Source organism: Brevundimonas sp., from assembly GCF_003248455.1.
Taxonomy (GTDB): domain Bacteria; phylum Pseudomonadota; class Alphaproteobacteria; order Caulobacterales; family Caulobacteraceae; genus Brevundimonas.
Genome location: NZ_QFNM01000022.1, coordinates 26487 through 46322 on the forward strand (window position 1 = coordinate 26487; position 19836 = coordinate 46322).

19 protein-coding genes and 1 pseudogene are annotated in these 19836 nt (G+C 68.2%); 11 read left to right on the top strand and 9 right to left on the bottom strand.

The annotated features are described in order from the left end of the window. Positions 1 to 83: 83 nt before the first annotated feature. The 7 genes and pseudogenes from DI624_RS16135 to lspA form a co-directional block, all read right to left on the bottom strand. On the bottom strand, positions 84 to 734 hold the full coding sequence (locus DI624_RS16135; RefSeq protein ID WP_367142106.1) for an FTR1 family protein: 651 nt from the start codon (positions 732 to 734) through the stop codon (positions 84 to 86). A 665-nt stretch (positions 735 to 1399) separates the two neighbouring features. Continuing rightward, positions 1400 to 1978: pseudogene (locus DI624_RS16140) on the bottom strand (c-type cytochrome); the annotation flags it as partial. Between the two features lie 161 nt (positions 1979 to 2139). After that, entirely contained in the window at positions 2140 to 3552 is a 1413-nt protein-coding gene (gene lpdA / locus DI624_RS09550; RefSeq protein WP_183197504.1) for a dihydrolipoyl dehydrogenase, read from the bottom strand. A gap of 63 nt (positions 3553 to 3615) precedes the next feature. Beyond that, positions 3616 to 4875 carry a cytochrome P450 gene (locus DI624_RS09555; protein ID WP_008261169.1) on the bottom strand — a complete coding sequence of 420 codons (1260 nt, stop codon included), beginning with the start codon at positions 4873 to 4875 and terminating at the stop codon, positions 3616 to 3618. Between the two features lie 112 nt (positions 4876 to 4987). Next, the gene (locus DI624_RS09560; protein WP_008263014.1) at positions 4988 to 5392 is read right to left on the bottom strand and encodes a helix-turn-helix domain-containing protein; all 405 of its coding nucleotides are present in this window, start codon (positions 5390 to 5392) and stop codon (positions 4988 to 4990) included. Between the two features lie 78 nt (positions 5393 to 5470). Further along, positions 5471 to 5830, bottom strand: coding sequence for an MAPEG family protein (locus tag DI624_RS09565; protein ID WP_083793338.1), 360 nt, complete (start codon positions 5828 to 5830; stop codon positions 5471 to 5473). A 178-nt stretch (positions 5831 to 6008) separates the two neighbouring features. Next, positions 6009 to 6533: a signal peptidase II gene (gene lspA, locus DI624_RS09570; RefSeq protein ID WP_008258720.1), complete on the bottom strand. Its 525-nt coding sequence runs from the start codon at positions 6531 to 6533 to the stop codon at positions 6009 to 6011. Between the two features lie 255 nt (positions 6534 to 6788). Here lspA and DI624_RS09575 point away from each other — a divergent pair, with 255 nt between their 5' ends. Beyond that, positions 6789 to 7220: a hypothetical protein gene (locus tag DI624_RS09575; protein WP_008262257.1), complete on the top strand. Its 432-nt coding sequence runs from the start codon at positions 6789 to 6791 to the stop codon at positions 7218 to 7220. A gap of 223 nt (positions 7221 to 7443) precedes the next feature. On the opposite strand, the gene DI624_RS16145 is transcribed toward DI624_RS09575, so the two are convergent. Next, positions 7444 to 7713, bottom strand: coding sequence for a hypothetical protein (locus DI624_RS16145; RefSeq protein ID WP_367142108.1), 270 nt, complete (start codon positions 7711 to 7713; stop codon positions 7444 to 7446). Here DI624_RS16145 and DI624_RS09580 point away from each other — a divergent pair. From DI624_RS09580 to DI624_RS09625, 10 genes are all read left to right on the top strand, one after another. Continuing rightward, positions 7597 to 7863, top strand: a complete 267-nt coding sequence (locus DI624_RS09580; RefSeq protein ID WP_367142109.1) for a hypothetical protein — start codon at positions 7597 to 7599, stop codon at positions 7861 to 7863. The two genes, DI624_RS16145 and DI624_RS09580, sit on opposite strands and share 117 nt — an antisense overlap. Positions 7864 to 7920: 57 nt before the next feature. After that, positions 7921 to 9174 (top strand): TolC family protein, encoded by a 1254-nt coding sequence (locus DI624_RS09585; protein WP_135194152.1) that lies wholly within the window; start codon positions 7921 to 7923, stop codon positions 9172 to 9174. Continuing rightward, positions 9174 to 10382 (top strand): efflux RND transporter periplasmic adaptor subunit, encoded by a 1209-nt coding sequence (locus DI624_RS09590; protein ID WP_112863179.1) that lies wholly within the window; start codon positions 9174 to 9176, stop codon positions 10380 to 10382. Before DI624_RS09585 ends, DI624_RS09590 begins: the two co-directional genes overlap by 1 nt. A gap of 11 nt (positions 10383 to 10393) precedes the next feature. Beyond that, on the top strand, positions 10394 to 13615 hold the full coding sequence (locus DI624_RS09595; protein ID WP_112863180.1) for a CusA/CzcA family heavy metal efflux RND transporter: 3222 nt from the start codon (positions 10394 to 10396) through the stop codon (positions 13613 to 13615). Beyond that, positions 13612 to 14214 (top strand): cation transporter, encoded by a 603-nt coding sequence (locus DI624_RS09600; RefSeq protein WP_040349350.1) that lies wholly within the window; start codon positions 13612 to 13614, stop codon positions 14212 to 14214. The genes DI624_RS09595 and DI624_RS09600 overlap by 4 nt, the downstream gene beginning before the upstream one ends. Continuing rightward, positions 14211 to 14900 (top strand): isoprenylcysteine carboxylmethyltransferase family protein, encoded by a 690-nt coding sequence (locus DI624_RS09605; protein WP_008264189.1) that lies wholly within the window; start codon positions 14211 to 14213, stop codon positions 14898 to 14900. The genes DI624_RS09600 and DI624_RS09605 overlap by 4 nt, the downstream gene beginning before the upstream one ends. A gap of 150 nt (positions 14901 to 15050) precedes the next feature. Then, on the top strand, positions 15051 to 17117 hold the full coding sequence (locus tag DI624_RS09610; protein ID WP_088582519.1) for a heavy metal translocating P-type ATPase: 2067 nt from the start codon (positions 15051 to 15053) through the stop codon (positions 17115 to 17117). Beyond that, positions 17114 to 17557 carry a DUF305 domain-containing protein gene (locus DI624_RS09615; RefSeq protein WP_291537693.1) on the top strand — a complete coding sequence of 148 codons (444 nt, stop codon included), beginning with the start codon at positions 17114 to 17116 and terminating at the stop codon, positions 17555 to 17557. The genes DI624_RS09610 and DI624_RS09615 overlap by 4 nt, the downstream gene beginning before the upstream one ends. 3 nt (positions 17558 to 17560) lie before the next feature. Continuing rightward, positions 17561 to 17983, top strand: coding sequence for a hypothetical protein (locus tag DI624_RS09620; protein ID WP_112863181.1), 423 nt, complete (start codon positions 17561 to 17563; stop codon positions 17981 to 17983). Then, entirely contained in the window at positions 17984 to 19189 is a 1206-nt protein-coding gene (locus tag DI624_RS09625) for an acyltransferase (RefSeq protein WP_183197507.1), read from the top strand. On the opposite strand, the gene DI624_RS09630 is transcribed toward DI624_RS09625, so the two are convergent. After that, positions 19190 to 19828, bottom strand: coding sequence for a Fur family transcriptional regulator (locus DI624_RS09630; RefSeq protein WP_240612159.1), 639 nt, complete (start codon positions 19826 to 19828; stop codon positions 19190 to 19192). Between the last annotated feature and the right edge of the window lie 8 nt (positions 19829 to 19836).

A 19836-nucleotide genomic window follows, 5' to 3' on the forward strand; every position in this document is an offset into this window, starting at 1 on the left:
TATCCGCGGACTGCGCGGCTATCGGCGCCCAAGGAGCTCCGAAACCCGCGGGCCGCAGTTGGGCCTCAGGCGGAGACGCCCGCTCAAGAGGCTGGGCGCGCGCCCTTCGGCGCCGCATGCCGGGAGAAGCCGACCACGAGGATAGCAATCGTCAGAAGCTGAACGGCGACGCCCTCGACCGTCGGATAAAGACCGAGGATCTCGATGCGGGGGATCCACTCCAGCGGATGGACATCGAGCCAGCCCGCCTCCTGCAGCGCAGCCACGCCCTTGCCGACGAGGACGACCGACAGGATGGCCATGAGGATCGAGCTCAGCGAGAAGAACCGGCCGATCGGGAGGCGCATGCTGTAGGCCAGCAAGGCCCAGGCCACCACGGCCAGGATGGCCACCGCCGTCAGGGCGCCGGCCAGCATGCCGAGATGGCCGCCCTGGCTCCAGATCGCCGCATAGAAGAGGATGGTCTCGAACACCTCGCGATAGACGACGATGAAGGCCAGCAGGAACAGGAACCAGGCCGACCGCTTCGACAGCGCGTGGGAGAGCTTGTCGCGGATATAGGTCTGCCAGGCGTCGGCGTGCGACTTCCCATGCATCCAGATGCCGACCGAGACGAGCACCACGGCCGCCAGGAGCGAGCCGAATCCTTCGGTGAGCTCCCGGCTGGCGCCGCTGATGGAGATGAAGAAGGTCGCGGCCGCCCAGGTGGCGCCGCCGGCGACCAGCGCGGCCACCCAGCCGCCGTGGACGTAGCGCTCATCGCCACCACGATGAGGATGGCTTCCAGCCCTTCGCGCAGCAGGATGGTGAAAGCGCCGAGGAAGCTGGCGAGATTGTCCGCCTCCTGGGGCGCGAGGGCGCGTTCGGCCGTGTCCAGCAGGGCGTTCGCGCGGGCGACCCGGTCCGCGACCTCCTGGGTCGGCGCGCGCCTGCTGATCGAGATGCGCAGGTCGGTCATGGCCGTCTCGACCCGCCGCAGCAAGACGCCGTCACGAGCGCCGAGCGCCGGCTCCACCGGTTCGACGCCGTCGAGATAGGCCGAGAGGGCGAGGTCGGTCGCGGCCTTGCGGTCGCCCCGGCGATAGGCGGCCTCGCTTTCGGCCAGTCGCGTCCGGGCCAGGGTCAGGGTCGATCCCTCGGCGCGAACCGTCGCCTCGGGATGGCGACGCAGGTGAGCGATGACCGCCCGCGCCTTCGTCTCGCCGATCCTTGTCGCCAGCTCCGCCGGGGTGGCCTGGGTGAGGGCGGCCAGGTCAGGGAACGCGGCGCGGATCGCCGCGTCGCTCTCCCAGAGGCGTCGACCTTCGGCGGCTTCGGCGTCGGTGAAGGCGAACCGGCCCACGTAGAAGGCCAAGGCCCAGCGATCCTCGGCCGGCAGATGGGCGAAGCTGGCCATGGCCGTGCCCTCGAGCCCCTGATCGATCACCTGGTAGAGGCCGAACACGCTGCGCTGACGGGCGCGCTCCACATCCGCGAAGGCGATCGCAGGCGGGTCGAGCCCCTCGGCGCCCGGTCCGTCGGCGCGTCCGGTCACGCCATGGCAGACCGAGCATTGCTCGGCATAGAGGGTCGCGCCGCGGGCCAGATCAGGCGGGAACGAAGGCGCGAGCGGGCTCGGATAGGCCGCCAGCACCGCGCCGGCCAGCGCCTTGGCCCGGGCCCCGACGACCCCCGGGTCGGCCTTGTCGAGGATGGCCGCCTGCAGGGCCTCCGCGTCACGGATCAGGCCGGCCTTGGCCGGGTTCGGCGGCAGGGCGTCCAGGCGGGTCCGGATCTGGCCGCCGAACTCGATCATCTCGCCGTATTCGGCCGGATTGGTCACCTGACCATTGGCAACCGCGCCGGCATAGTCGACCGCCACATAGTCGAGCAGTCGCCAGGCGACCTGGGCCTCGGAGGCGGACGGCGCCTGGGCCAGGGCGGGTGCGGACAGCCCCATCGCAAGCATCAGGGCGAAAAGGCGGAGCAGAGGGCGCATGGGAGACCTAGTTGTGAGCGGCTCGCAATAGCATTCAGGCGACGGCACTGTCGCGCTTTATTCGCGACGCGGCCGGGCTCGCAGGCGGCGACGGCTCCCCGTCCGCCGAGACGCCACGGCGCTGCGTGGCCAGCCCGGGCAGCTACGCGGCGCGGCGCTCGTTACAGGTGGATCGTGCGGTCGGCCACAGCCAGGCATGCCTCGCGCAAGGCTTCCGGAAGCGTCGGATGCGCATGGCTCGTCCGCGCCACGTCCTCGGCCGCCGCGCCGAATTGCATGACGGCGACCGCTTCATGGATCAGACTGCCGGCGTCCGGCCCCAGGATGTGCACGCCGAGAATCTTGTCCGTCCTGGCGTCCGCCAACACCTTGACCAACCCGTTCTTCTCCAACCGCGCCTTGGCCATGGCGTTTGCCGAGAACGGAAAGCGCCCGACGCGATAGGCCACGCCGGCCGCCTTGAGGTCGTCCTCGGTGCGCCCGACTGAGGCCAGTTCCGGCCAGGTATAGACGACCGCCGGAATCGTTCCGTAGTCCACATGGCCCGCGCCCCCCGCCAGGCGTTCGGCCAGGGCGATCCCTTCCTCCTCCGCCTTGTGGGCCAGCATGGCGCCGCCGATGACGTCGCCGATGGCGTAGACCCCGTCGGCGCTGGTCCGGAACCCTTCGTCCACCGGAATAAAGCCCCTGCGGTCGGGCGCAATGCCGACCGTTTCCAGATCGAGCCTGGCGGTTGCGGGCCGTCGGCCGATGGAGACCAGCACGACATCGGCCTTGATGGTTCCTCGCGCGCCATCGCCCACGGGCTCGACGTCGAGGACGACGTCGTCGCCCTCCATCCGCGATCCGACCACCTTGTGCCCAAGGCAGAACTGGAAGCCCTGGGCCTCGAGCACCTTGTGCAGCGCCGCCGACATCTCCGAGTCGACGCCGGAGGCGATCCGGTCGAGCACTTCGATGACCGTGACCTCGCTGCCGAGCCGACGCCAGACCGACCCCAGCTCCAGTCCGACGTAGCCGCCGCCGATCACCGCCAGATGGCGCGGCGCCGCCGTCAGGCTCAGGGCGCCGGCGGAGGTGACGATTCGCCGCTCGTCGATGGGCAGGTCGGGCAAGGTCGCCGCTTCCGATCCGCTGGCGATGACCACCGCCTTGCTGGCCTGCACCTCGAAAGCGCCGTCCGCGGCGCGCACCTCCACCCGGTCGCGCGCCAGCAGCCGCCCGCGGCCCTGGAAGCGGGCGACCTTGTGCTTGCGCAGGAGGTAGGCGACCCCTTCGCCAAGCTCGGTCACCACCTTGCCCTTGTGCCGCATGACACCGTCAAGATCGGCCCGCACATTGTCTACCATGACGCCGAACGCTTCGAGATTGCGCGCCATCTCCAGCCGCTCGGTGGCCTGGAGCAGCGCCTTGGACGGAATGCACCCGATGTTCAGGCAGGTCCCCCCGAGCAGTTCGCGGTCGTCGATGACCGCCACCGACAGGCCGAGCTGGCTCGCCCGGATCGCACACGGGTATCCGCCCGGCCCGCCGCCGATGATCACCAGGTCGTAGGAGGTCGTCGAACGGCTCATGGCGTCAGCCTTTGCTGCGAGTGGATGGGAGAGAAGGGCCCCGGCCAGCCCGAGGAAGCGGCATCAGGCGCCCCCCTCATTGAGGGCCGCGTCGCGCGTCTCCATTCGGAACCCGCTTCCGGGGAGGGCCGGCAGGCGGCGGAAGTCGATCTCCAGATCCTGATCCGGCAGCCGGTAGTTCAGGTCGGCGAGCAGGCCGACGGCGCGCTCCATCAGCTCCACGACGATCCCTTCGCCAGGGCAACGGTGACCGGTCGCCGCATCCCCACCGCCCTGGGGGATGAGACCGAACGGATCTCCGGAGCCGTCGCTGAACCGCTCCGGCCGGAACGCCTCGGGATCAGTCCAGTGTGCGGGATCGTGATTGGAGCCATAGAGGTCGAGGACCACCTGACGGCCCTCCGGGAAGACCAGGTCGCGCCAGCGAAACGGCGCGCGCACACGCCCGATCACTGCCGGGAAGAACGGATAGAAGCGTCGGACTTCCTGGACGAAGGCGCGGCGACGTCCGGCGTCGGCGTCGGCCAGACGGGCCGCATCCGGGTGAGCCTGCATCGCGTGCGCCACAAACACGATGTAGACCGAGGTCGCGACAGTCGGCCGCAATACATTGGCCAGTTCGACCGCCGCCGTGTGGATCGGCAACGGTTCGCCGTCCGCGGCGCGGGTCCAGGCCCAGGCGTGGGCGGCCGTGTCCGGATCCGGCGACAGACGGCCGGCGCGAATGTCTTCAATGATCGAGCCCAGCCAGGCGTCGACGCGGCGACGCGCGTGCCTCGACCACAGATGCCGGGGGCCCCGCGATCCCGCCGCGTCGAACAGCGCCCTCAGGTGACGGACCCGTTTCGCCTCTTCGTGCGGCTCGAGCGGCACGCCGGCCCAGGCGCAGACGGCCCGCGTTAGCACCGGCTGCAAGGCGTCATACAGCACGATGTCGTCCTCGCCGGCCCATTCGACGGCCGCGCGCCGCCACTCCGCTTCGAACAGTTCGCCCAGTCGCGCGACACGGGCTGGCGACATCAGGGACATGAACACGCCCTTGCGGGCGCGGTGGGCCTCGCCGTCCAGCCCCTGGACGCCGCCCTCGCCGAGCAGCGTGCGGCGGACCGGCGCCGGCATGGCGCCCGCCCGCACGATGCGGGTCTCGTCATAGAAGATCCGCGCCGCCTCGCGGCCTCTCAGACAGGTCGTCTCCTTCAGCGCCAGGCGGGTCTCGACGACGTCGGCGCCGGCCTGCTCGAACAGGTGGGAAAGGCGCCGATAAGGGTCTGTCAGCAGGGCCAGGGTCTGGTCGCCGTGTCGCGAGGTCGGCCGATGCGTCATCGAAATCCTCCAGAAGGACGGGCGGTCCGCGACGGGAGCCGCCAATCGCCTCCAAACGTCGCGGTGGGCTAATGGCTCCGGGGTCTTTGCGCCTTCCGGATCTTCCACAGGGTCAAAGCGGCGCGGATGGATCGTGCAACGCCTCGATCACCTTGCAGGCGGAGACCCGGCCCCCGGCGCATTCCGTCGTCATCCGCGACAGTTCGCGCTGGAGGGCGCGGAGCCGGGCGATCTTCTGTTTCACATCGGCGAGATGACGTTCGGCCAGGGTGCTGGCCTCGGCGCAGGGCCGATCGGGGTGATCCGACAGATCAAGCAAGGAGCGGATCGAATCCAGATCGAAGCCCAGCTGGCGGGCATGCCGGATGAATGACAGGCGGCGCTCCGCCGCGTCGTCATACATGCGCCGGTCGCTGGCGGTGCGCGGCGGCGGCGGAAGCAAGCCGATTTCTTCATAGAAGCGGATGGTCGGAACCTTGACGCCCGTGGCGGCGGCCAGTTTGCCGATGGGGCGCAACCCGGACGAGGCGGGAGAGGGGAGGGGCATCGCGTCAGCTCGTAACGGCGGGTGAAAGGCATCTGGGGCGGGGAGGGATCATCGGCCCAGCCCCATCAGGACGACGGCGATGCCGAAGGCGGCAATCGTGGAGGCGCCGGTGAGCGCCATGCCGAAGGCCGGGGCCGCCGCGCCCTGCGCGTAACCCAGGGCGAAGAAACCCCGACCAACCAGATAAAGAGGGACCAACACCGGCAGCAGGATCATCTCCTCGCCGCGCAGCACGGTGGCGAGCACCAGGTGGGCGCTCACCGCCAGAACGGTCTGTTCAAGCGAGTTCTGTAGCACGGCGGCGGGTAGGGCGAGCCTGGCGCCGGGCGCCGCATCGGCGGACCCGGCCGGTCGGCGTCGGACCGGAACCGGATGCTGGCCACCACCCTCAAACACCCCGCGAGCCACAGGAAGACCGGGAGATTCGCCTGCAGGGCATAGGCCAGCCTATCGGCCGTCGCCATGTCGCGCGCCGCGCCGAGAAGGGGCGGGGAAAGCCGCAGCCAGGCGGAGGCCGCCGCTGAGGCGGTGATGAGAATCGCCGGCGCCGAGCGGACGGCGATCGCCCTCTGTTCGGCGGGAAGCCTCATCGCGCCGCCCGTCCCAGGGTCGAGGACGCCGCGCGGCTGTCCGAGCCCCGGACGGTGAGGAGGAGCAGCGCGACGCCGCAGACAATGGCCGCATCGGCGAGGTTGAAGGTCGGCCAGTGCGCCGCCCCCCAATGAAGATCGATAAAATCGGTGACCGCGCCAAAGCGTAGCCGGTCGACGAGGTTCCCGATCGCTCCACCGGCGATGAGGCCTGCGGCGGCCGCCGTCACGGCGCTGCGCGTGCGCCAGATCCACGCCAGCAGGGCGCCGATGATCAGGGAGGCCACGGCGCTCAGCGCCCAGCGGCCGACGGCGCCTGAGCCGGCGAACAGGCCGAAGGTGACGCCGGGGTTGAACCCGAGACGCAGCGCGAGAAACGGCGTGAGGTTGATCGGAGCGTCCAGCTGAGCGCGCGCCGCGGCCTTGGCGGCCTGATCCACGACGGCGATCAGCGCCGCGAGCGCGAAGGCGATCGTCTGCAGGCGGCCGGGAACGCGTCGCGTCGGGTGCATGGTGATCATGAAGCCTCCAATGGATTTCAACTGATTTTGGGCCCTCTAGTTACTAGAGGATCAAGCTGGTTTTATCTGACAGGCGTTTCTTTCATGGAAGCCATGCATTCTCGGCATGATCGTCTAGCCATTGGGAGATGCATGCTTCTCGCGAAAGGGTAATCCGATGACTGAACCCCCTCTCGTCCTGTGCACTTCCTCGCCCGGCTGCAGTTGCGGCGTGGCCTCCAGGTTCGACAGCGCCACCCCGCCTACCGGCGCATCATGATCGCGGTGATCGCCGTCAACTGCGCCGCCTTTATGGCCATAGCCAGCGGCGTGTCCCTGCAAGGCTCGGCGCCCCCTGGGCGCCAATGTGCTCAACTTCCTGGCCGACGCGCCACCTACGGCATCAGCCTGGCCGTGATCGGACGTTCGGTCGCCGTGCAGTCCGGGGCGGCCAATGGCCAAGGCGCCAGCCTCGTTGCGTTGGTGCTGTTATTCCTCAGCTACGCGATCTCGCGAGCCACCTCCGGGGCGCCGTCCCGTGGCATCACCGGACTGGGCCCTCTGGGCTTCTTCGCCAACGCCCTGGCCGGCTTACTGCTGGTAAGCCACTGCGCAGGCGACGCCAACGTCCGCTCGCTCTGGCTATGCGCGCGCAACGACCTTACCCAGAGCCTGGCGTCGCGGCGACCGGCGGAGCGGTCTGGCTGACCGGTTCACGATGGCCCGACCTGATAGCGGGAGCGCTACTCAGGTGAAGATTGCGCATTCTGCAATCTCGATCCACCTGCAGACGCAGCGAAAGAATCGGACGCGATCAGCGTGCGCTCGCTTAAAGATCGCTCGACGTTGCTGAATAGGTCGAGATGGCCGACGACGCGCCACTCTCGGCCTTGCATGTCGACTTTCCCTCTCCCTCACCGCGGATTGGTGGTCACTCGAAACAGTCGCAGCCCCCGAACACTGTAACAGATTGCTTGATCGCCCGAATGAAAGTATCCACCACGCGATGGCGTGGCCAATTGCGACATGGGCAAGACTGATACTGGCGGTGACCCTGGTCTCCGCCGTGTTTTTCGTCGCCCCGATCGCTGACGCCGCGACCTGCGCCCCAGAGACGACCTCGGCTCACGCCATGGTCGCTCAGGATGCAGGCGATAGCGACCAGGGCGACCTTGGCGGTGGGCACGGAGTCTGCACCCACGGCCACTGCCACCACAACGGAACCGCCCGTGCGGATGTCGCCGACGACATCGCGATGCAAATCCACGCAAGGCCGGTTCACGCCTTCCCCTCGAGTGATTTTCCGTCGTCGATCTCGCCCGACGGCCTGAAGCGTCCGCCCAGAGTCTGACACGACGTCTGCGCCGCCGTGCGCGCGATCTCGTGTCAAATTTCTGGAAGATGAATCATGCCTCCCTCACATCGCAGGCCGCCGCGTTTCGCGGTCGGCTGCGCGCTGGCCGCATTTGCGGCCGTGCTGGCCAGTCCCGCTTGGGCTGACCCCGCTCCGTCGTTCGCCGAGCTGCTCGCCCAGCTCGATCAAACCCCGGCCACCCTTGAAGCCGGCGCCCTGTCCGACGCCGCTGAAGCGCGTGTCCGCCAGGCCCGTGTCAGGCCTAATCCGACGATCGCTCTCGACGCCGAAAACGCGTTCGGCACGGGGCCCTTCTCAGGCTACGCCAACGCAGAAACCACCTTGTCGATCAGTCAGGACCTTGAGCTCTGGGGACGCCGAACCGCGCGGGTGAATGTCGCCCGCGCGGAAGCCGGAACCGCGGCGCTGCAACGGGACCTCGCCATCATCGACGCCGCCGGACGACTCGCACAGGTCTATGCCGATGCGGAAGCCGCTCAACGGCGGGCCGTGCTCGCCGAGGAAAGCCTTACCTTGACCATCGCCGATGCGAGGGCCGCCCTCGTTCTTGTCGAAGAAGGCCGTGAGCCACTGCTGCGCGGCATCCAGGGTGAAAGCGAAGCGGCTGCGGCGCGTGCCTCGCGCGATGAGGCCGTCGCGGAGCGCGACGCGGCCTTCGCGCGACTGACCGCAGTCGCCATGCTGGCGGCTCCGGTGACGACCATCGACGCCAGCCTGCTGGACCTCGCGCCTGCCGCCACCTTCGCGGCCCCGGCGGATGCGCCGACCGTTCGCGTCGCCGAGGCTCACCGCGCGGCCGCCGAACGCCGGATCGACGTGGAGCGAATCCGCTCGCGCCCGGACATCAACGCCAGCGTCGGTGTCCGTCGATACGAGATGGAGGACGCGACGGCGTTGACTTTCGGCGTCAGCATGCCGCTGCCCCTGTTCGACCGCAACCGCGGGAACATAGACGCGGCGCAGGCCGACTTCCGGGCTGCGGACGCGCGGCTTCTTGGAGCCCGTCAGGAAGCCCAGGCCGATCGCGCCGCGGCGCGGGCGCGGCTTGCCGCCTCCGTCAGCCGGGTCTCCGCCGCCGATGCAGGGGTGGCGTCCGCTGAGGAAGCCTACCGTCTGTCGCGGATTGGAACCGAAGCCGGGAGGATCTCCCAGCTCGAACTGCGGGTCACACGCACCGCCCTGATCTCAGCTCGGACTTCGGCCGTCGATGCACGCCTTGCACGTGTCCAGGCCGAGATTGAACTCGCGCGCCAGGACGGCCGCGCCCCCTTCCAAGGAGCCCAATGATGCGCAAGCGCACATCCAACAAGACGTTGCTGATCGGCGGCGCCGCCGCCGTCGTTCTGCTTGGCGGAGGCGGGCTGTTCCTGCTCACGCGCGGGCCGGACGCCGCTCCAGCCGCCGCCGAGGGTGAGGCGGGTCACGCTGAAGAAGAGGGCGCTCATGCCGAGGGCGAAGCCGGCCACGAAGGCGAGGCCGAAGCGCCGGAAGGCTTCGTCGCTCTGAGCGCGGCCCAGGCCCAGGCCGCCAACCTGATCGTGGTCGGCGTCGGTCGGGGAGGGGGCGCCGAAACCCGGCTCTCCGGGCGGGTCGAGCCCATGGTCGACGCGCGCGCCGCTGTGGCGGCGTCCGTCGGCGGGCGGGTCGAGCGGGTTCTCGTAGCTCCGGGCCAGTCGGTCCGGATCGGTCAGCCCCTGGCGAGCGTCGTCAGCGGTGAAGCGGCGACGTTCCGCGCGGACGCAGACGCGGCGGCCGCCGAAACTGAAGTGGCGCGCCAGGCTTATCAACGCAACCGCAATCTGGCGGACCAGGGCGTTGTCGCCCGACAGGAGGTCGAGGCGTCCCGCGCGCAACTGCTCAGCGCCGAAGCCGGCGCCCGCGCGGCTCGCGCGCGGTCCAGCGCGGCGGGCTCGCCCAACGCTTCGGGCCGCCTCAGCGTCACCAGCCCCATCACCGGAGTCGTGACCAGCGTCCAGGTCGGACCGGGCGGCTTCGTCGCCCCTGGCGGCGTTGTCGCCGAGGTCACCAACCCGGCCAGGGTTGAGCTCGTCTTCAACGCGCCGCCTGCTTTGGCCGCCAATGTAAGGGCCGGGGCGCCTCTGCGGGTCAGCAACCCCAGCGGCGACTTCGACGCCATCGTCACCGGCGTTGCCGCAGGCGCGGGCGGCGAAAGCGGCGCCACGGTCATTCGGGCCCGGCCGACGGGCTCTGTCCTCCCGCCGGCCGGTTCCGCCGTCACGGGGGCGATCGTGACGGGCGAGACGACCGGCGGTCTCACCGTGCCGACCGAGTCCGTCCAGACCGTCGACGGCAACACCGTCGTCTTCGTTCAGGTCCCGAACGGCTTCCAGGCCCGTCCGGTGCTCGCCGGTCGTCAGGCCGGGGGGCGGACTGAAATCCTGCGTGGCCTCACCGGGGCTGAACGGGTCGCCGGCACGAACGCCTTCCTCCTCAAAGCCGAGCTCGCCAAGGGCGAGGCCGAGCACGGTCACTAGGGGCGCACCGCATGTTCAAATTCATCATCGAACTCTCGGTCAAATTCCGATGGTTCGTGGTTCTCGCCACGGCGCTTGTCGCGGCCTACGGACTCCTCGAGCTGACACGGCTTCCCATCGACGCCGTGCCGGATATCACCAATCGCCAGGTCCAGGTGACCACGGTCGCTCCGGCGCTCGCGCCTGAACAGATCGAACGACAGGTCACCTACCCGATTGAAACCGCCATGGCCGGCATTCCCGGCCTGACCACGACCCGATCCCTCAGCCGAAACGGCTTCAGCCAGGTCACGGTCATCTTTACCGACCAGACCGACATCTATTTTGCGCGCCAGCAGGTCGCCGAACGGCTCGCGGGCGCCCGGGAGGCCATGCCTGACGGGGTGGAGCCGACCATGGCCCCGATCACCACGGGCCTCGGTGAAGTGCTGATGTGGACGATCGACTACAAGCCATTCAACAGTCAGAACCTCGCCAAGCCTGGCGAGCCGGGCTGGCAGGCGGGCGGAGCCTATCTGACGCCCGAAGGCGATCTGCTTTCGACCCCGCAGCAGCGCGCCACCTATCTGCGCACCGTGCAGGACTGGATCGTCGCGCCGCAAATGCGGACCGCCCCCGGTCTCGCCGGCGTCGACACCGTCGGCGGCTATGTGAAGGAGTATGCGGTCCGTCCGGACGCGGCGCGCCTTTCCGCCTACGGCCTGGGCATGGGCGACCTTATCCAGGCCCTCGATCGCGCCAACACTCAGGCCGGCGCAGGCTATATCCAGCGCGCTGGCGAAGCTCTGACGGTCCGCACCGACGCCTTGGCCTCCACCGTGGAAGATCTGGCTCAGGCGCCGGTCGTCAACCGGAACGGCCTGATCGTGCGGGTCGCCGATGTCGCCACGGTCGAGATCGGCCAGGCTCCGCGCCTGGGCGGCGCCAGCCGTGACGGCCACGAGGCCGTGCTCGGAACGGCGCTGATGATCGCGGGCGGCAACAGCCGCACCGTGGCCCAGGCGGCCGGGGAGCGACTCGATGAGGTTCGCAAGACTCTGCCCGCAGGGATCGAGGCGGTGACGGTCCTTGACCGTAGCGCCCTGGTCAACTCGACCATCTCGACCGTGGCCCGCAACCTCACCGAGGGCGCCCTTCTGGTCATCGTCGTGCTGTTCCTGCTGCTCGGAAACATTCGTGCGGCCAGCATCACGGCCTTGATGATCCCGATCAGCTTCCTGTTCGCCGTCATCGGCATGAATAGGTTTGGCATCAGTGGAAACCTGATGAGCTTGGGCGCGCTGGACTTCGGCCTTCTGGTCGATGGGGCGGTCATCGTCGTTGAAAGCACCTTGTTGATGCTGTCGCAGCGGCGGATCGATCTGGGACGGGCTCTGACCCGTCGGGAACGCCTTGATGTCGCCGTGGCCGCAGCTCGCAAGATGGTCAAGCCAGCCGCCTTCGGTCAGCTGATTATCCTGCTCGTCTTCACCCCCTTGCTGATGCTCGAGGGCGTCGAGGGCAAGACGTTCGTCCCCATGGGCGCAACGGTCATGCTGGCGCTCGTCGGCGCCTTCATCTTCTCCTTCACCTTCGTTCCGGCCATGACGGCCCTGCTGGTGCGGGACCCCAAGAAGGTCGAGACCGACGAACACGGCCAAGCCCACGAACATGAGACCTTCCTGCTCCGCCACGCGCGGCGTTGGATCCAGCCGGCCATCCGCGCCGCCGTCGATCGTCCTAAGATCGTGCTGATCTCGGCACTCGGCGCGGTTGTTGTCGGTGGTCTGGCCTTCTCGTCCCTGGGACGGGAGTTCATCCCCACTCTGGACGAGGGCGACATCGCCATGCAGGCGCTGCGTGTTCCCTCGGCGTCGCTGGAACAGTCCCTCGCCATGCAGATGGCGTTGGAACGGGTCATCACCGCCCAGCCGGAAGTCGAGACCATGTTCTCCAGGACCGGCACCGCCGAGGCTGCCGTCGACCCGATGCCGCCCAACATTTCGGACAGCGTCATCGTTCTGAAGGACCGCAAGGACTGGCCGGATTCAGGTCTCGAGAAGGAAGCCTTGCTCGAGCGGTTCGAAGAGCTCGCCAACCAACAGATCGGGAATAATTTCGAGTTCAGCCAACCCATCGAGCTCCGCTTCAACGAACTCATTTCCGGGGTCCGGACCGACCTCGCGGTCATGGTCTACGGCGATGACTTCGACACCATGCAGCGGGTCGCTGATGAGGTGGCCGGCGTACTGCGGCAGACCACCGGCTCCGCCGACGTTCGCGTCGAACAAGCGTCGGGCTTGCCGACGCTCACGGTCAGCGTCGATCGGTTCGCGGCGGCCAGCTACGGCCTGTCCGCAGCCGACGTTTCTGAAGCGGTCTCGGCCGCCATCGGCGGCGCGGAGGCCGGCCGGATTTTCGAGGGCGACCGTCGCTTCGACGTCGTCGTCCGTCTTCCGGACGATGCGCGCAACGATCCGGCGGCGCTCGCGGCCCTGCCGATCGTCTCTTCGACAGGCGTAACCGTGCCGCTGTCTTCGGTAGCCCGTATCCAAAGCGCCGAGGGGCCGAACCAGATCAGCCGCAACGACGGTAGCCGACGGATGGTGGTCCAGGCCAACGTTCGCGGCCGGGATCTGGGCGGCTTCGTCACCGACGCACAAACCAAGGTGGACCAAATCCAGCTCCCGCCGGGCGTCCGCCTGACCTGGGGCGGTCAGTTCGAGAACCTCAAACGGGCCGAACAACGGCTGGGCCTGGTTATTCCGATCGTCTTCGTCCTGATCGGTGTGCTGCTGTTTATGGCTCTGGGGTCGTTCTCCGAGGCTGGGCTGGTCTTCGCCTGCGTGCCCTTGGCCTTGATCGGCGGCGCCTTGGCGCTTCTCATGCGAGGGATGCCGTTCTCGGTGTCTGCGGCCGTTGGCTTCATCGCCGTCTCGGGTGTGGCGACCCTGAACGGACTTGTTTTGATGCAGGCCATTCGCGAGCGATTGCAGGCGGGGCTCGCGCCCCGGGACGCGGCGATCGAAGGGGCGTCCAGCCGATTGCGTGCGGTGTTGACGACAGCCTTGGTCGCCATTGTCGGCTTCATCCCGATGGCGCTCGCCCACGGCGCGGGGGCCGAGGTTCAGAAGCCTCTGGCGACGGTCGTCATCGGCGGCCTTCTGACCGCGACGGCCCTGACCCTGCTGGTCCTGCCGACCTTCGCGGCCAAGGCGGTGCGTCATCGCAAGGACGAGGGGGTTGAGGATTGATTGCTCGCACTCAGGATGACCGTCAGCAGCGACGCACGTTGCTGACGGTTCTCGCGCTCAACGCGGGCCTGGCATTAGCGCTCGGGATCGGCGGCTTGTCCGCCGATTCCAGCGCTCTGCTGGCCAATGCAGTGGACAACGCCTCGGACGCTGCTGTCTATCTGATCAGCTTTCTCGCGATCGGTCGGCCTGGTTCGTGGAAGCGGGGGGCGGCGCGCCTCTCGGGCGTCATGCTCCTTATCTTCGGCGCTGGCGTCCTTCTGGACGCGGGTCGTCGATTCCTCATCGGGACCGAACCGATCGGCCCGACCATGATGGGACTCTCGGTCGTCGCAGCGATCATCAACCTGATCTGCCTGCAGTTGATCCGCCGTCAGCACAGCGGCGACGTCAACATGAAGGCTGCCGAGACGTTCAGCTTTAACGACTTCGCCTCCAACGGGGGAATCCTCGTCGCCGGGGCCCTGGTGCTCTGGCTCGGCCAGGCGTGGCCGGACCTCGTCGTCGGCGTCCTCGTGGCCGCCATCGCGTTGAAGGGCGGCGTGGATATCCTGCGCGATGCGGCTAAGGATCGTCCGGCTGAGGGGGAGGGGCAATGATGCCGCTCGAGCCCTCCGACAGCGTCTCCAAGCCCGCAAGCCCCGCTTTGTCCGGCTCCTCGCCCCCTGATGACGCCTGTCGATCAGCGGTCGATATCCAATCCGTTCAACGATGGCGCAAGGCGGGCATTCTCGTCGGGGGCCTGCTTCTTGTCGTCTGCGCGGCGCTCGTCACATCCTGGCCCTTGCTCGAACATCCTGTCGAGCATCTGGGCCTGATCGCCATCATGGTTTGCATCATCGGTCGGGCTTGGTGTTCCCTTTACATCGGTGGCCGCAAGAAACAGGAGATCATATCCGCAGGACCGTATTCGGTCAGCCGCAATCCGCTGTACGTCTTCAGCTTCATCGGCGCGTTTGGCATCGGCGCCCAGTCCGGCAGCCTTAGCGTCGGTTTGGTCTTCGGATTAGCCTGCTGGGTGGTGTTTCGCATCGTGGTCGGCCGCGAAGAACGCTTCCTCTCCGACGCCTTTGGACACGACTACCAAGCTTACCGTGAGCGCACCCCTCGGTTCCTGCCCAAGCTCTCCCTATGGCGCGACGAGGCGGAAATCATGATCCGGCCGGTATTCTTCGTCCGCACGGTGCGCGACGGCTTCGTCTTTCTCCTAGCGCTTCCGCTTTTCGAAGCGATTGAGCAGCTCCAGCGGCTCGGGGGCTTTAATGCCGTCGTGCCCGTGCCCTGAGGTCGGGAGAACCGGGATGACCACCTGCGAGCGGATCGCGCTGGAACCCGCTGGCCCGGCGCGCCTTCGCCCGTGTCGCTATCCCGCCCCCTCGATCGCGGCGGTCGCCGCAAGCAGCCGCGATTCCCAACCCGCAACGGGACCCTATTTATGACCAGCACAACACTGCCGGACCATCTCCACACCAAGTCCGAGGAGCACGATCACGGTGGCGTTCTAGGCTCCAATACGGAGCTGATCTTCGCCCTGACAAGTGGCCTTGCTCTGGGCCTTGGATTCGCCCTCGAGAAACTCGCAACGGGCCTTCCCGCTTGGATTCCCCTCGCCCTCTTCCTGATCGCCTACATCTTCGGCGGCTTTTTTACGGTGCGAGAAGCGTTCGAGAACCTCCGCCAGAAGCGCTTCGAGATCGATACCTTGATGCTCGTCGCAGCCGCAGGTGCGGCGGCGCTCGGGGCCTGGGCCGAAGGCGCTCTCCTGCTGTTTCTGTTCAGCATCGGCCACGCGCTCGAACACTACGCCATGGGCCGCGCCAAACGCGCGATCGAGGCCCTGGCCGAGCTTGCCCCCCGGACAGCCCATGTGCGACGCGACGGGCAGGTCGTCGAATTGCCTGTCGAAGATTTGGTCGTCGGCGACACCGTGGTGGTGCGTCCAAACGAACGACTGCCCGCTGATGGCTTTGTCGTGGTCGGCACCACAAGCATCAACCAAGCCCCCGTGACCGGCGAAAGCATGCCTGTCGACAAGCAGCCCGTCGCGGATCCCGAGGCGGCGCGGGCGAGACCGGCCCAGGTCGGATCGCCGTCTCTCGTCTTCGCGGGCACCATCAATGGCTCAGGCGCCATCGAGATTGAGACGACCCGCACATCGAGCGACACCACCCTGGCCAAGGTGGTTCGGATGGTGAGTGAGGCCGAGACGCAGAAGTCGCCGACCCAGCGCTTCACGGACAGGTTCGAACGCATCTTCGTGCCTGTGGTGCTGGCGCTCGCCTTTGTCCTGCTGTTCGCCTGGGTCGTCGTCGATGAGCCGTTCCGCGACAGCTTCTATCGCGCCATGGCCGTGCTGGTCGCCGCGAGTCCTTGCGCGCTCGCCATCGCCACCCCGAGCGCCGTCCTCTCGGGCGTCGCCCGTGCGGCGCGCGCCGGTGTCCTGATCAAGGGCGGCGCGCCGTTGGAGAACCTCGGCTCGCTCAACGCCATCGCCTTCGACAAGACCGGCACCCTGACCGAGGGACGGCCGCGGATCACCGACGTCATGACGGTGCGCGGGACGAAGGAGGGCGATCTTCTGGCGGTCGCTGTGGCGGTCGAACGGCTCAGCGACCACCCGTTGGCGGAGGCCATCGCGCGCGACGGTGGCGCACGCTTGCGCGATACGATCATCCCGGCCGCGATCGACCTCAAGAGCCTGACGGGCAAGGGCGTGACCGCCCAGCTGCACGGCGAGACGATCTGGATAGGGAAGCCGGAGATGTTCGGCGTCGACGGCGTAGCGCCGCTCGGCGACGAAACAACCTCTGTCGTCGCTCAGTTGCGACTGCAGGGGCGAACCCTGATGGTGGTGCGACGCGGCACGCGCGATCTCGGTGTCATTGGGCTTCTTGATACGCCTCGCCCAGCAGCGCGGCCGACGCTGACCGCTCTTCGCGCCCTCGGCATCGGGCGAATGATCATGATCTCGGGCGATCACCAGAAGGCCGCACAGGCGATCGCCGGACAGGTCGGCCTGACAGAGGCTTGGGGCGACCTCATGCCCGAGGACAAGGTCGACGCCATCAAACGCCTTCGCGCTGACGGCAAGATTGCCATGGTCGGCGACGGGGTGAACGACGCCCCGGCCATGGCCACGGCGACCGTCGGTATCGCGATGGGCGCGGCTGGCTCCGATGTTGCGCTTGAGACCGCCGACGTCGCCTTGATGTCCGACGACCTGTCGCAGCTGCCCTTCACCGTCGGTCTCAGCCGACAGACGCGGCGCATCATTCTCCAGAATCTCTACGTCAGTCTCGGAATCGTCGCCTTCCTTGTGCCGGCGACGATCCTCGGCCTTGGCATCGGCCCTGCCGTGGCGCTCCACGAGGGGTCGACCCTGCTGGTGGTGTTCAACGCTCTGCGCCTGCTCGGCTACCGCGACCGAACGGCGCCCATCCTTCCCAGTGCAATCCCGGCCGCCCCCGTGGCCCCGCCGGCTCTCTCGAGGACATCGTCATGAAGCCTTTCGGATGGATTTCCGTCATCGCCGTCTTTCTCGCCCTGTCGGTCTTCGCCTTCGGGATGATCTCGCGGCAAACCCGCGAGGTCCCTGCGGCGCCGTCGGCGGCTGACTCTCGCCCGAGCGACACCGAGGCAAGCCACGCTGGCGAGACCACGGACAGCCCATCGACTCGCGCCTATCGCGAGGCCAGCGCGAAGATGCACCAGGCCATGAGCATCAACTACACGGGCGACGCCGACATCGACTTCCTGCGCGGAATGATCGCCCACCACGAGGGTGCGCTCGCAATGGCCAAGGTCGCCGTCGAGCATGGCGAAGCCCGCGACGTGCGTAATCTGGCCGATGAGATCATTGCGGCCCAGGAATCCGAAATTGTCCGGATGAGAATCCTTCTTGCGCGCCATGAGGACACGCCCGCGCCCAACGCAAGGCCCTGACGCATGGCCGGCAAACGCTTCACCGTGCGCGGCCGGAGCATTCGTTGGCGGGAAGGCCGCTATCGCCAACGAGGTAGGCGGCGGCTCCAGGCGCGCCCGCTGAAGCCACGGCCCGTGCTCGATACGCTCGTCGCCATCGGGGTCAGCCTGTTCGCAGGAGGCCTGGTCTTCTGCATGGCCCTTCTGCTGCTGGGCGCACACAAGGTGCCGCTGCATTTTGGTTACGGGGCCATTCTGGGCGGCGTGATCGGCTGCTCGTTTGTGTTTGGACCCCGCGATAGGCCCGGACTGATGGTCGTCGGAGGCTTGGTCGTCGTTTGGGTTTTGGGAACGGCCGTCCTCTACGCTTCGCGAGACCAGATCGTCCTGCGTCCACATGAGCACCGCAGCGCCGCCGCCAAGTCTGCGCCACGGAAGGCTGACTGAATGCCCGAAGCCGCGCTGACCGAGCCATCGCCTCGCCCCGTCCGGATCGCGCGCGGCGGCTGGCTGGACGCGCTGCGTTTTATCGTAGGGGCGCTGATCATCCTCTACCATTTCCGCGAGGCCGCGCCTGTGCCTCTCGGACAATTGCATCCAGTCTTCGAGCGCGGCTATCTGCTCACCGACTTCTTCATCATCGACTCCGGCTATGTCCTGGCCCGCATCTACGGTGATCGCCTCGCGTCCGGACAGGCCTCGCTGCGCGCCTATGCGCGCCAGCGCCTGCTGCGGGTCATTCCGGCCCACCTGGCGGTCAGCCTCGTCCTGGTGCTGCTCGTCGGCGGCGCCGCCCTGGCCGGGATCGCGCCCAGCAATCCGCGCTGGTTCGACTGGTCGCAACTGCCCGCGCAGGTGCTACTGGTCCAGGCCTATGGCGTGCCGGGCGGGCAGGGGTGGAACGCCCCGACCTGGACCCTCTCGGCCCTGATCGGCTGCTATCTCCTGCTGCCCTGGATCTGCCGCGCCCTGTGGCGCTGGCCGCCGGTCGCAATGGTGATCGGCGCGACGCTCCTCGTCGTCGCCGCCGATATCGCCGCCTCGCTGTGGCTCGGCGATCCGATCTACCGCCTGCCGATGCGCTACGGCATCCTGCGCGCCCTGCCGCTCTTCCTGCTCGGAGTCGCGGCGGCCTTCTACGGTTCGCGGGTCTGTGTCGCGCCGCACCGGGCCAGGGCGATCGGCCTCGCCGCCGCCTTCGCGCTCGTGGGGCTGCAGGCCTTCGGCGCCTTCAGCCTGGTGTCGCTCGGCCTGATGACCGTGATCATCTGGGCCGCCGGCGCCGTGCCGGTGCTCCGGCCGTCACGCCTGGTCGAACACCTCGCCCTGATGTCGTTCTCGATGTTCCTGACCAATGAGGTGAGCCGCATCGTCTGGTTCGGCCTGCTCGACGCCCTTGGACAGGAGGCGTGGTCGTCCGGCGTTCGCTGGGTCCTGTGGGCGATCGGCTTGGTCGGGGCGTTCGTGGCCGCCGCCGTGTTTCGCTACGGCTTCGACCGACCGGTCCAGACCTGGCTTAGTCCGTCCCGACGGGGGGGGGCGACCCGAATGTCGGCCGCCGCCACCGAACGGGCCATGGAACTGGCCGCGGGCCCCGGCGTCGCCGCGGCCGGGCGCCCGGGCCAGGCCGTCATCGACCCGCCGCGGGCTTGATCAGGGGCGCGGCTCAATGCTTGCGGGCCCGGACCCCGCGGCCGCCTCCGGCTCCGTCTGGAGGACCGGATCCCGGGCGGCGCCGGGGCGCGGCGGGCGGCAAGCCGAACACAGACCCTGGCCTTCGAGCGTGATCCGTTCGATCTCGTAGCCCGCCGCTGTCGCGGCCGCGTTCAGCGCAGCCAGGTCGGGCGCGGGAACCTCGCGACAGGAGCCGCAGCAGTCGCACAGCAGGTAAAGGGCCGGCGCGCCGGGCCGCTCGGGATCGCAGGCCACGTAGGATTTGAGGGTGGAAAGACGATGAACCAGTCCTCGGGTCTCGAGGAACTGCAGCGCCCGATAGACCGTCGCAGGCTTCGCGACGCGGGCCTCCCGGTGATACGTCGCCACGAGATCATAGGCCTTGGCCGGAGAGCCCGCGATAAGCAGGAGCTCCAGCACCCTGCGCCGGGGGCGCGTCAGCCTGTCCCCAGCGGCGGCCACGCGGGCGGCGGCTGCGCCCAAAGCGCGTTCCACCTGTGCCGCCGTCGGCGGCGCGGTCTCCCGGTCGTGCGGACAAGGCGAGGTCATCAACGGGCTGGGCCCGGCCTCCAGGTTCAGCGGACGGCGCCCTTCACTCCAACCGAACGGCGCGCTCATTTTTAGCT